The organism is Bacteroidota bacterium, from assembly GCA_030017895.1.
Classification (GTDB): Bacteria; Bacteroidota; Ignavibacteria; order UBA10030; family BY39; genus JASEGV01.
The window spans coordinates 12,504-25,370 of the sequence record JASEGV010000022.1; the positions used below are offsets into that span (position 1 = coordinate 12,504).

The 12,867-nt window shown below is 40.1% G+C and carries 5 protein-coding genes and 1 tRNA gene; all 6 read right to left on the bottom strand.

All coding sequences use genetic code 11. From position 1 onward, the window contains the following. Positions 1-21 precede the first annotated feature (21 nt). Entirely contained in the window at positions 22-3,492 is a 3,471-nt protein-coding gene (gene dnaE / locus QME58_05830; GenBank protein MDI6803351.1) for a DNA polymerase III subunit alpha, read from the bottom strand. Positions 3,493-3,597: 105 nt separating this feature from the next. Next, on the bottom strand, positions 3,598-5,022 hold the full coding sequence (locus QME58_05835) for an aldehyde dehydrogenase family protein (GenBank protein MDI6803352.1): 1,425 nt from the start codon (positions 5,020-5,022) through the stop codon (positions 3,598-3,600). Between the two features lie 2 nt (positions 5,023-5,024). After that, positions 5,025-6,722 carry a proline--tRNA ligase gene (locus QME58_05840; protein ID MDI6803353.1) on the bottom strand — a complete coding sequence of 566 codons (1,698 nt, stop codon included), beginning with the start codon at positions 6,720-6,722 and terminating at the stop codon, positions 5,025-5,027. A 133-nt stretch (positions 6,723-6,855) separates the two neighbouring features. Further along, positions 6,856-6,928, bottom strand: a tRNA-Arg gene (locus tag QME58_05845). Between the two features lie 217 nt (positions 6,929-7,145). Further along, positions 7,146-10,451, bottom strand: coding sequence for a M14 family zinc carboxypeptidase (locus tag QME58_05850; protein ID MDI6803354.1), 3,306 nt, complete (start codon positions 10,449-10,451; stop codon positions 7,146-7,148). A 33-nt stretch (positions 10,452-10,484) separates the two neighbouring features. Further along, on the bottom strand, positions 10,485-12,863 hold the full coding sequence (locus QME58_05855; protein ID MDI6803355.1) for a T9SS type A sorting domain-containing protein: 2,379 nt from the start codon (positions 12,861-12,863) through the stop codon (positions 10,485-10,487). Between the last annotated feature and the right edge of the window lie 4 nt (positions 12,864-12,867).

Here is a 12,867-nt window from a genome sequence, read left to right on the forward strand (position 1 = left end):
CTTCTTTATTTTATTATTAATCTATTGTAAACTTACACTTTCGTTACCAAGTAATTTTTTTAGTTTCTCAATTAATTGGTCGGATGGATTCACTCGATATTTACCATCCAACTGAAACAGTTGTGTCTTATTTTCTTCGATGCCAATTACCTCAACAACCGGCAAGCATCTGCCTTTATTATTTTCTAAAATTTTTTTTAATTTACCGATTGTATCAACATCAGCTGCACTGCCGTCAATTTTGATAATTACTTTTTTAGCAAAACGGTCGCGAATTTGTTCAATCGGAATAAACTCGTCTGCAATGATTTTTAATTTTTCGCCCGCGGTATCCGATTTCCCGATAATCATGAGCATTGCATCTTGAGTAAGTACGTTGGAATATTTTTCATAAGTTCGTGCAAACACCACGACTTCACCTTTACCGGAAAAATCTTCTAAAGCAACAAAAGCCATCGTTTTCCCGTTTCGGTCGATTTTCTTTTTAATTTCTGTAACGATACCGCACGCTTTTACAAGTGTTCCGTTTTTAATTCCCTCTTGCGAATTGAACCTCACGGTTGAAAACGCTTTGATATCCAACTCATATTTTTTCAGCGGATGTCCCGATATATAAAATCCTAAAACCTTTTTCTCGTTCGCCAGCAAGTCGTGCTGAGACCAAGGTTCAGTCGCTACCAATGGGGGATATTCTGAAGTTTCTTCTTTAACTTTCCCACCGCCAAACAAATTCGATTGACCGAGTGAATCCTCAGCGTTTTTTTTCTGTCCGAACTGAATAGCCCGTTCGATACTTGCAATAATTTCGGCTCGATGCCCGCCAACCGAATCTAACGCACCACCCATAGTTAAACCTTCGAGGGTTTTCTTGTTGAGCGATTTTAAATCAACACGGGCACACAACTCGAACAAGCTAGAAAATTTCTTATCCTTCCGCGCTTTAATAATATTTTCTACAGCCGCAACTCCTACATTCTTTATCGCACTCAGACCGAACCTGATTCCTTTTTTCGTGATCGAAAAATCGACTTCACTCTCGTTTACATCGGGGGGCAATACTTTCAGACCGAGCCGGTTCGCCTCATCGATTAGTTCCACGAGATAATCTGTATTACCGATTTCAGCCGACATCGCCGAAGTCATAAATTCTGCCGGATAGTAAACTTTGAGATACGCGGTTTGATGAGCCAAAACCGCATAAACAACGCTGTGCGACTTGTTGAAGCCGTACTTAGCAAACTTCTGAATCATATCGAATATTTCTTCAGCTAACTTTTTTTGGATACCACGCGATACGGCTCCACTTACAAACTCATCTTTCTGTTGCGCCATTAGGGCTTCATCTTTTTTTCCCATTGCGCGACGCATAATATCCGCCTTGGCAAGGGAGAATCCGGCAATCTCGCTCGTAATTCGCATAACTTGCTCCTGATAAACTATAACCCCGAAAGTTTCTTTCAACACAGGTTCTAATTTAGGATGCAAGTATTGAATCTTTTTAGTTCCTTTTTTACAACTGATAAATTCGTCAATCATTTCCATCGGACCCGGACGGTAGAGAGCATTCATCGCAACAAGTTCGTTGATTGTTGTGGGTTTGAGTTTAATGAGCGATTCCCGCATCCCCGAAGATTCAAATTGAAATATACCTGTCGTGTTACCTTTCTGAAATATCTCATAAACTTTTTGATCGTCTTCAGGAATTTTGTTGATGTTGATATCAACACCGTGATTTATTTTGATCAACTTTAATGCGTTTTCAATAACCTTCAGCGTCCGCAAACCTAAAAAATCCATTTTTAACAACCCGACAGTTTCCAAATCGTTCATATAAAATTGAGTCATCGGTTTGGTTTGCGGTGTAGCATAAAGCGGAACGTAGTCGGTAATATCACCGGGTGCAATCACAACTCCCGATGCGTGCATTGAAGCGTTGCGGTTCATTCCTTCTAAAACGCGTGATATTTCTATCAGTTCTTTTATCTTTGGATCTTTACTATCCCTCACCGATTTCAGTTCAGGAACTGTATTCAATGCTTTTTCTAACTCAAAAACTTTTCCCTGTTCAGAAGGAATTAATTTAGTTATCGAATCAATTACGCTCAATTCAACTCCTAATACTCTGCCAACGTCTTTGAGAACTGCGCGCGATGAGAGAGTTCCGAATGTGATAATTTGAGCTACCGAGTTTTCGCCGTATTTATCACGAACGTATTGAATAACCAAATCGCGCTTGTCGTCATTAAAATCGATGTCAATATCAGGCATACTTACGCGGTCGGGATTTAAAAACCGCTCGAAGAGTAGATCGTATTTAAACGGATCGACATCAATAATGCCTAAAACATACGACACTACACTTCCCGCAGCGCTGCCTCTTCCCGGACCGACTGAAATCCCCATCTCCTTTGCTGCATTAATAAAATCACGCACAACCAAAAAGTAATTCGAATACTTCATCTTTTTGATAACAGACAACTCGTGCTTTATGCGTGCTTCAATTTCGGGAGTTACAACAGGATAACAATCGTTTATTTTTTGCTGGACAATCTTTTCAAGATATTCATCATAATTATCCACGCCGGCTTCTTTAGGAATCGGAAATTTTGGTAAATAGGGTTCGGCTGCACGAATATCGAAGTTTTCTATCTTTTCGTTTATTTCCAAAGTAGAATTGATTGCTTCAGGATAATCTTTGAAAAGTTCACACATTTCTTTCGCCGACTTAAAATAAAGTTGGTCGGTATTGTATTTTAATTTTGTGTAATCGCTACTGCTTCCCGATGATGCTTCGGGTATCAGCAGAAGAACGTTGTGAGCGATCGCATGTTCAGGTTTAATGTAGTGGATATCGTTCGTTGCAACCAATTTTATGTTCAGCTCTTTTGCTAACTGCGGCATTTTTTGGAGAATCGGTTTCTCCTTTTCTAAACCGTGATCCTGAATTTCAAGATAAAAATCATCCCGAAAAATTTCTTTGTATATTAAGGCTGATTTTTTTGCCTCTTCATATTTTCCTTCAAGAATATCATCAGCCACAACACCGGCAGGGCAGGCAGAAAGAGCGATTAGCCCGCGCGAGTATTTTCTTAATAGGTCAAGGTCGATTCGTGGTTTGTAATAGAATCCCTCCAGGTGCCCATAGGAGGTGAGTTTCATCAGGTTGCGGTAACCTTCAATATTTTTTGCAAGAAGAACAAGATGTTGATATATACCGCGCCCCTTACCCTGGTCTTTCTTTTTTTTATCGATTTCCTTTTCGAAGCGAGTCCCCTTTGGAACGATGTAGAACTCGCAACCGAGTATCGGTTTGATTTCAGCCGTTCGTGCTTTAAGAAAAAACTCGACCGCCCCGAACATAACGCCGTGATCGGTTAGTGCAACCGCCGGCATTTTATTTTTAACCGTCGCCTTGATAAGCGAATCGATTGTTGCTGCGCCATCCAGCAAACTGTAATGTGAATGATTATGAAGATGTATAAATTGACTCATGTATTTTCGAAATTAACCTTCCAAAAAAATAGAAATTGATGGTTCAAAATTATCAAATTGCAAATTAAAAGCAATAAGAAATTACAATATTTTGGATTTTGTTTTTTAAGTGAGATTCAGGACTAAAAGCTTAGATTCAGTCATCTCTTCGATGGCATATTTCAGCCCTTCCCTGCCGATACCTGAACCTTTTACGCCGCCGTAGGGCATGTGGTCTATGCGATATGTCGGGAAGTCGTTTACTACAACCGCTCCAACTTCTAAATTTTCAAAAGCAAACATAATATTTTTAAAATCGTTTGAAAAAACACCGGCTTGCAAACCGTATTTTGAGTTGTTGATTTCAAAAACGGCGTCTTCAAATAATTTGAACGTATGAAGTGTTACAACCGGTCCGAATATTTCTTCACAAACTACTTTCATATCCGGTTTCACACCAACGATAACCGTCGGTTCGATAACTAATCCGTTCCGATTACCACCTGTTAGTATTTTTGCACCCGATGCGACGGCTTCGTTAATCCAATCTTCAACTCTATTCGCAGCCGAATTATCAATCAAAGGTCCGGCAACAGTTTCAGGTTTTGTAGGATCTCCAAACCATGTTTCTTTTGTAGATAATAAAAATTTTTCTATAAACTCGTCTGCAATTTCTTCATTCACATAAATCCGCTGAACCTTTATACAACTTTGTCCTGCTTGTCCGAATGCACCTAAAGCAATCCGTTTAACGATTGATTGTATATTAGCCGATTTATCTACGATCACGCCGGCATTGCCGCCAAGTTCAAGAACAACTTTTTTCTTACCTGCGATAGATTTTAAAAACCAACCGACTTTGGCGCTGCCTGTAAAAGTAATTAACTTAAAGCGTTCGTCTCTAACCATTTTCTCGGCTAATTCATTTGAACAAGGAAGGACGTTCAGCATTCCTGCAGGTGCGCCGGCTTCAAGCACAATTTCAGCGAGAATTATTGCGAGTAACGGTGCTTGGGGCGCCGGTTTTAAAACTATCGAGTTTCCGGCAGCAATTGCAGGAGCAACTTTGTGTGCAACTAAATTTAACGAAAAGTTGAATGGTGTTATCGCAAGTATCGGTCCGATCGGAAACCGCCGCACAATTCCAAATCGTTTTTCAGAATGAGCTGCAAGGTCGAGCGGAATTGATTCACCTGAAATTCTTTTTGCTTCTTCAGAGGCATACTTGAATGTAAAAACTGCGCGGTCAAGTTCAGCCAGCGAATATGTAATAGGTTTGCCGCTTTCAGCCGTCATCAAATTGGCTAATTCCGTTTTGCGGTTACTTAAAATCCTGGAAACGTTTTCTAAAATTTCAGCACGACGATATGCAGGCAATACTTTTGTAACTCGAAAAACCTGCTGAACAACCTGAATAGCTTCTTCAACATCCACTTCTTCGGCATAATGAACTTTGGCAACAAGTTCGTTTGTGTACGGATTGATAATATCCTTTACAATTTTTGAAGTTCTTCTATCTGAACCAATTATGAATGGATATTCTGCTGCCATATTTAATTATTTTCGTAGAAGTTTTTGATGAAACTTATTAGCTGATTAATCTCGATGATATGCCGCTTTCCGTTTTTGCGTTCTTTGATTTCGATTTTATTGTTTACAACATTCTTTTCACCAACGATAACGTGAAGCGGCATTCCGAGCAAGTCGGCATCTTTGAACTTGAAACCGGGACTTACATTCGAACGGTCGTCGTATAGAACCTCGTATTTGTATTGTAGAAGAGTTTCATATACACTTTCTGCGGTTCGAACTACATTCTCAACATTCGAATTAACCAATATCAAATGCACATCGTAAGGAGCAATCGATGTATTCCAGATAATACCATTAGCATCGTGATTTTGTTCGATGCCGCAGGCGATAATCCGTTCTATCCCAATTCCGTAACTACCCATAATAATTGGTTTCATTTCGCCGTGCTCGTCAAGAAATTTTGCATCAAGCGAGTCGGCATATTTTGTTCCGAGTTTAAATATGTGACCGAGTTCGATTGCATTCACGACACGAAGTTGCTCGTTGCATTGTGGACAAGGTTCCCCAGCACATACCGTTCGGAAATCGTAATAACCATCGACCTGAACATCACGCTTCAGATCGATATTACCGATGTGGTAATCGTTCTTGTTCATACCGCTGACAAGTCCGTTTGCATTTTCGAGTCGTTTATCAACGAGGATTTTAAATCCTTTCAAACCAATGGGCCCGATTGAGCCGGCATCTGCACCTGTTAGTTCGGCAAGTTCTTCGGGATGCGCCGTACGGGCATTTGAACCAACCACTGACTGGAGTTTAGTTTCGTTTAGCTGATCGTTGCCTAACATCAATATCAGATGAGGTGTCCCATTTTGAATATATACCAAAGATTTGGCTAATATACTTTCATCGACTTTTAAATAGTCTCTCAGTTCATCGATGGTTTTTACATTCGGTGTGTGAATTTCTTTTAGTTGGAGATTGGCAGGAACGTGCACAGCTTTTTCCACATTTGAAGTTGCAACTTCGATGTTCGCGGCATAGCCACATTTTTCACAAACGGCACAGGTATCCTCTCCGGAAGGCGATTCGACCATAAACTCCTGCGAACCGGTTCCCCCCATCGCCCCGCTCGATGCACCGACAATAAAATATTTCAAACCGGTACGGGTAAATATTTGTTTATAAGCTTCGGCGTGCAAATCGTAACTCTTATCGAGTCCTTCCCAAGTGGCATCCAAACTGTAAGAATCTTTCATCACAAACTGTCGACCTCGCAAAACACCGGATCGCGGACGTGGTTCGTTTCGAAATTTAGTTTGAATCTGATACCAAATCTGTGGTAAATCTTTGTACGATTCGATGTGGTTAGCCGCTACCCAACCGATGATTTCTTCGTGAGTAGGCGCCAACACCAAGGGACGATTTTTTATATGGAAGAGTATATCGCCGAATGCCTCCACCCTACCTGTCTTTTCCCAAATTTCGATTGGACTGAGTGCGGGTAGATGAAATTCTTGTCCGCCAATTGCATCAATTTCTTCGCGGACTAAATTCATAACTTTTTTCATCACCTTGTAGCCGAGAGGTAGAAATGAAAATATTCCGGCAGCGAGCTGCCGCATCAATCCTGCACGAAGCATTAGTTGATGACTTGGGATTGTAGCATCCGAAGGGACTTCTTTTTGAGTTGGTATAAAACTTTTACTAAGACGCATATAGGATTTATGATTTATGATTTATGATTTAATTTAGTATCCGTCTCATTGCAATCGACGGGATTCAGCGGAATTCTCAATTTGACAGATAACTTACCTGCACTACGTTTGGTAAGTTATGTCAAATTGGAAGTACCCCCGGGCAGAGTTGAACTGCCGGCCAACGGTTTAGGAAACCGCTGCTCTATCCACTGAGCTACGGGGGCTTGTTAACAGTCAACGACTAATGGTTAATATTTAACCCGACAAACGGTTTAGTTCAAAAATTACATAAGTTAGCGATTCCGCGTAGCGAAAGAAGCTAACCAATAAGAATAAATAATGCGTGAAAATATAAGAATTTTTTAAGCGACTCCCAAATATAAAAATAAACTCCGAGAATATTTCCCGGAGTTATATAAGTAATCTCGAATATGTTGAGTTTTAATTATTGATTCTCAATATCAATCTACCGTTCTGCTTAGCTTTTACCCAGTATCCTTTCCCCGGTAAGATTGTTTGGACAGTTCTATAACCTGAATCGTAACCATAAAATTCCGATTCAATAATATTTGCTGGCTCAGTTATTAGTGTGCTAATACCAACTGGTTGACTGATAGAACCGATTAAATTCCACCCTGCTTTTAAATCAATGGTATCTGTTTTTAACTCATCACCGGCAAACAAATATCCGCGGGCAGAGTTAAATTTTAACCAGTAACCTGCACCTCTCTTGAGTGTATCTTTAATTACATAACCATCTGAGAAAATATAGGCAGGAGAAATAGAACCGGGGAAAACATTATTCTTCGAAGAGTCTTCAAGCTCGATGGGCAATGAAACTAAATTCCACCCGCTATTTACATCAACAGTTAATACAGGAATTATTTCGTGAACAATTACCAATGAATTCACCGATGGATTTATAATAACAAGTGAATCCTGCTTCTTCATATTTATAGATATGATATCTCCATTTGTTGCAGAATCTCGCAAATGAAATTTTCCGAACGACAACTCAGACCGAATCCAACTTAATACGATTGTATCGTTTTCTGTTGGTAATTGGTATCTGCATGAATAAATATTCGATTTGTTTTCTTGTGAAATAGTATCTCGTATATCTGTTCGTGTTCCATTGGTGCCGGATATTTGCCATCTCAAATCAAATATTCCCGGAGTTGGCATCGATGGTAATTCGATTTCACCGAAAGCCGAATCGATTCCATTCGTAGCCCCCGCAGCAGAACCGAATTCTATTCTCTCAGAGAAAGAGCCGGATCGAGCAGTAAAACCAAATAGGAAGCTTGTCGCTACTCCACTGACTCCATTGCCTTTTAACGGAATCAGCATCGGATTCCCGATTACATCACTATTATGAATGAACCGCAATGTATCTTCAATCTCTCCGATAGATTTGGGATTAAAAGATAAATTCAGGTTGAGAGAACCTCCGATTGGAATACTTAACACACCACCATTTATTAATATGAAATCAGTTGTATTCAATAGTTGGACAATCCCGCGCAAAGTATCAGTGGATGTCGATAAATTTCTGATAGTAATAATCGAATCTTTTATGTCAAATAAGCTAATGTTTCCAAAATCTATTGAAGTTGGTTCAATAGCGAGATCGACGTATTTTGCAATATCAATTTTTGAAGTTAATAAAGTTATATCATCGACGTAAAAACCATCGGCATTAATCGAACCATCGCTTCGAAGGCGAATACGAAATTTAAATAGCGTAGATGCAAATTGAGTTACATCAATCTCCTCGTCAACCCAAGTGTTTTGAGTTCCGTCGTAACCGAATGTTCCAGTAGTTTGCACACCTATTCCGCTAGCATTAACAGTATATTTTCCTTTTACTGTCGTCCACGATGAGCCACCGTTACTTGAAACTTCGACTGTTACGAAATCATATTTTGCTTCAATCGCCCACCTTGCACGGAATTTTAATATAGCACGACTTACACCCGAAATATTTTGATTAGATATAAGTGTTAAACTATTATCTGTATTATTCAGGTAGTTACCTGTTGGACTATCGGAAAACGAGTTTGGCGGACTTGAGAACACTGATGATAGTCCCCAACTTACACCGGTAGTCCAATTCGAGAGTGATTCGTTGGCGCTGTCGGCAAAAACTAAATTCATCTTACCAATAAACAGAGTTAGCGTATCCATCACCTGCAATCCCGATTCGTCGGTTAAGCGTACATATATATTTGCATTTACACCTGTAGTTGCCCGCGTAGAAACTCCACAATTTATCGGAATTACTTGATTTGAAAAAGCAGGAATATTTCCGGCTGCGATATATGTTTTAGGTACTGTTAGGTCAGGAGTTGATGAGGTAAGTCGAACGCTTACACTTTGGCTTGCAGCCAGCCCTTTATTTCGAACAGATAAGTTGAGAATAAATTTTTCTCCTCTATCCAAAATACCATCGCCAGAACTATCTGATATAGTAAACTGCTGTGAACGCAGATACGACCCCGCCACATACGCTGTATAAAGATTAGGAAATAAATTTTCCTGTGCAAGTGGCAAAATTCTACTTGAAGCGGGCCAAAAACCATCGCTCGCTGAACCGACTTCAGGAGTAAACGAAAGGATTTTATTTTTTGTAGTTTGTTCGCCATGCATCCAATCGTCGGCATCACCATTTACTAAGTAGCCGACCGTCTGGTCGCCGGTTCCATATTTATACTTGTTAAATTGGGTCATATCCTTAGCATATTCGCGGTAAATAAGTGAATCGGGGGTTTCGGAACTTGGAATATAGCCCCACGGATATATCAAGAGATTACTATAAGTATGATAATTCAAAACTAATTTAAATCCGTTCGATGCTGCGGCTCGGCTATTACATAAATCGCGCAATACCTGAGTTTCAGGTTCACTAAAAGCCGAGGTACCTCTGTAAGTTTGAGTGCTCGGAGTTGGACTTGAACCAGAATTATCGTAACCCCACATATATCCGAAGTTACGGTTTAAATCGACCCCTTCGGCATCGTTATCGGTTATAACGTTCCTCATATTTTTCCGACGCATTCCTCCACCGTTAGGGGCTATTCTACGGTTTGCCTCGTAACCATCAGGATTCACAACAAGCACAAAGTACATTTGGCGGTTATCGATAAGATATGTAGCCTCAGGGTCGGTGGCATAATTTTGAAGTAAATGCCACATAAAATAAACTATCGACATCATACCGGCAGGTTCGCGGGCATGTGTAAGTGCGTTATAAAAAATTTCAGGTTTTGTTGATGGCAAGTCGGCATTCTTAGTTATTTTTACAGCCCAGATTGGGCGTCCTTGCAACGAGTTACCTATACTAAATTTAGCTGTAATCAAATTCGGATAATATAAACGCATTGTATCAAGTTGTCGAACAACCTCGTCGAGCGTGAAGTACCCCCCCATACTACCATAACCGAATCCAATGGCATCATAAGGTTGCTTTGAAAGTCGTGACGAATAGAATTGAGTTAAATCTTCTATCTCAACATTAACCTGAAATCCTTCATCTAACAACATCTTCATATCAAAATCAGATACCGTAAGGTGATACCAATCTCCTATTTTTCCGGAAGCACCCTCTAAATCGACACCGGTCGAAAGCAATTTTTTAAAAGCAATTTGGTCCGGGATAAATATTTTAATCAATTTGTAATTTTCGATTGCCGATGTAGATAGAAAAATAATTAAGGAGAGAAAGAAAGTAAATACCAACTTACGCATTGTTTAACCCTGATTTTTTTAAAAAGAAGTAGTTTAGCGAAGGAGAACCATTTTTTTGATCTGATGTTGAGTCTGATTCACAATCAATTTATAGAAGTAAACTCCGCTCGACAAACCTTCAGCTTCAAACGTAATAACATTTTTGCCGGCTTCAATTTCTTCGTTATTCAATAAGCGTCCCACTTCTTGACCGAGTGTATTATAAATAATCAATGAAACCGCTGAGGCATCTACTAAATCAAATTCAATATTTGTGGTAGGATTAAAAGGATTAGGATAATTTTGATATAAGTGAAATTGCTCGGGAGTTTCAGATTCATCGTACTGAGCAGCCAACATCTGTAAAGGAGAACTCGTTTTTGCAATTCTGAGGAATGGCGAAGCATAAATTCCGCGGGAACTTTTAATTACTAACGGAGAAGTTGAAATTGTATCAATCGGGGCAGCAAAAGCTTTATTGATACGCGTTAGGACAGAATCAAGGAGCGTATAGTCCATAAGTTTATAATATCGCCAATTTGTAAGAGCGCTATCGGCAAAAGAGGCAAGTTTACGTATAGTTTTACCGTTAAAGCCGTTTCCTTTTAGTGAATCATAGTAAATAATTTCGCCTAATCCGGTAGGAGTGATCTTGTTATCGCTCGCTGCAATATTTAGTTTCAGAGTTAGAAGCTCGCCAGCCAGATGATTATCATAACTACGAGGAGTTGGATTTCTTAATTCACGTATAAAATATTTTGTGCCGCGCATATCAAAAGGACGAGCAGTACCCGCTTGAACCAAAAATCTTTTTACATTCCACTGTCGTTGAATTCGTATCCATCCAAAAAGTGTGGCGCTATCGGGTTTTGCTACACCTAATACGATTCCTGTCGGAAAAATTCCCCGTTTAAACAATGTATCACGAACATTACCACCCGTCGGCATTGGCTTCGGTACGCCAATCGAGGTTTTGAGTCTGACTGCCTTTTGAATAAAATCATCCTGAGTAAACGACCTGAAACATCCACCGGCGTACTTACCGTTCGTTCCAATCCGATGGGCGGAAATATCAGAATAACCTGTTCCTTTATAGTCAGTCCACGAAATAATCGCACCACCATCGTTATCCAAAAGAATCCGAGGCTCAATTTGATCGTACGGTGCTAAATTTATTATTAATCCGTTGGTTGCCCAATTTATTATTCCGTACGCATCGACGCGTTGAGCATAGATATCGTAATCAGAACTACTTCTTCTATCCTGCCACGTAATAATGCTATTACCACTTTTATCAGTTACTATCTGCGGATAATATTGATGACCGGTCGCGCTACATATTGGTATTCCGTTTTTAGTCCATAACTCTTCGCCATACAACGATAAATTCTGAGCATAAATATTGTAATCAGTACCTGTTCGGTTATCTTGCCAGGTTACCACAGCACCTCCAGCATAATTGGATGCAAGTTGTGGGAAAGACTTGAAACCAGAACTAACAGCGATTGGTGAGCCATTCAATGTCCATAAAATTGTACCTGAAGGGCTGAGCCGTTGACCGTAGATATCGTCTGCAGTGCTGGTACGGCGGTCCTGCCAAACAATGATAGCACCTTTGAAACCATCTGCAATCATTTGCAAATTAGTCTGATTGTGGTTAGCTGTTGTTACGGCTACACCATTCGCCTGCCACGACATTGAGCCATTCGATAGAACTCGTTGAGCATATATATCAATGTAACCAGTGCCAACGCGGTAATCGTGCCAGGCGACTATTGCACCATTAGTACCATCTGTTACAAGTTGAGGATTAAATTGATCGAAAGAAGCTGAGGTTACAACAATACCGTTGGCAGCCCATTGAGCTAGTCCGTTTGCATTTATCCTTTGTGCATAAATATTATTATCGGTCCCATTGCGTCGGTCCTGCCAAACAATTATCGCTCCGCCTAAATTATCGCTCACGATTTTTGGATTTGATTGGTTGCCCGTTGCCGAACAAATAGTTATTCCATCCGCAGTCCAAAGAGGTTGACCGGAATAATTAAATTTCTGTGCGTAGATATTATTATCATTAGTCGTACGGTTATCGTGCCAGACAACTATAATTCCAAGACTGTCGCTGATAACCGATGGACTTGCTTGATTCCCTGATGCATTGGAAACTTTCACTCCGCTTGTTTGCCATTCTTTTAACCCAGTGGTAGTTAAACGTTGCAAATAAATATTTTCAAACACACCTGAACGCCTGTCCTGCCAAAAAGATATTATTCTACCTGAGTGATCTTCGATAAGCTGTGAATTCCACTGGTTGTTCGATTCACCAGAAATTGATACACACTCAGTCGGAGAGCAGGGCCATTGGGCCACAGTGGCAGCACTCAATAATAAAATCGATACGAGCAAAGCACAAAAATATTTGGGCAGCTTCATAATT

Bases quoted from the DNA above. Each gene is read 5' to 3' on its own strand.
- QME58_05850 (MDI6803354.1), bottom strand. From the start codon at position 10,451: ATGCGTAAGTTGGTATTTACTTTCTTTCTCTCCTTAATTATTTTTCTA.
- QME58_05840 (MDI6803353.1), bottom strand. From the start codon at position 6,722: ATGCGTCTTAGTAAAAGTTTTATACCAACTCAAAAAGAAGTCCCTTCG.
- QME58_05855 (MDI6803355.1), bottom strand. From the start codon at position 12,863: ATGAAGCTGCCCAAATATTTTTGTGCTTTGCTCGTATCGATTTTATTA.
- QME58_05835 (MDI6803352.1), bottom strand. From the start codon at position 5,022: ATGGCAGCAGAATATCCATTCATAATTGGTTCAGATAGAAGAACTTCA.
- dnaE (MDI6803351.1), bottom strand. From the start codon at position 3,492: ATGAGTCAATTTATACATCTTCATAATCATTCACATTACAGTTTGCTG.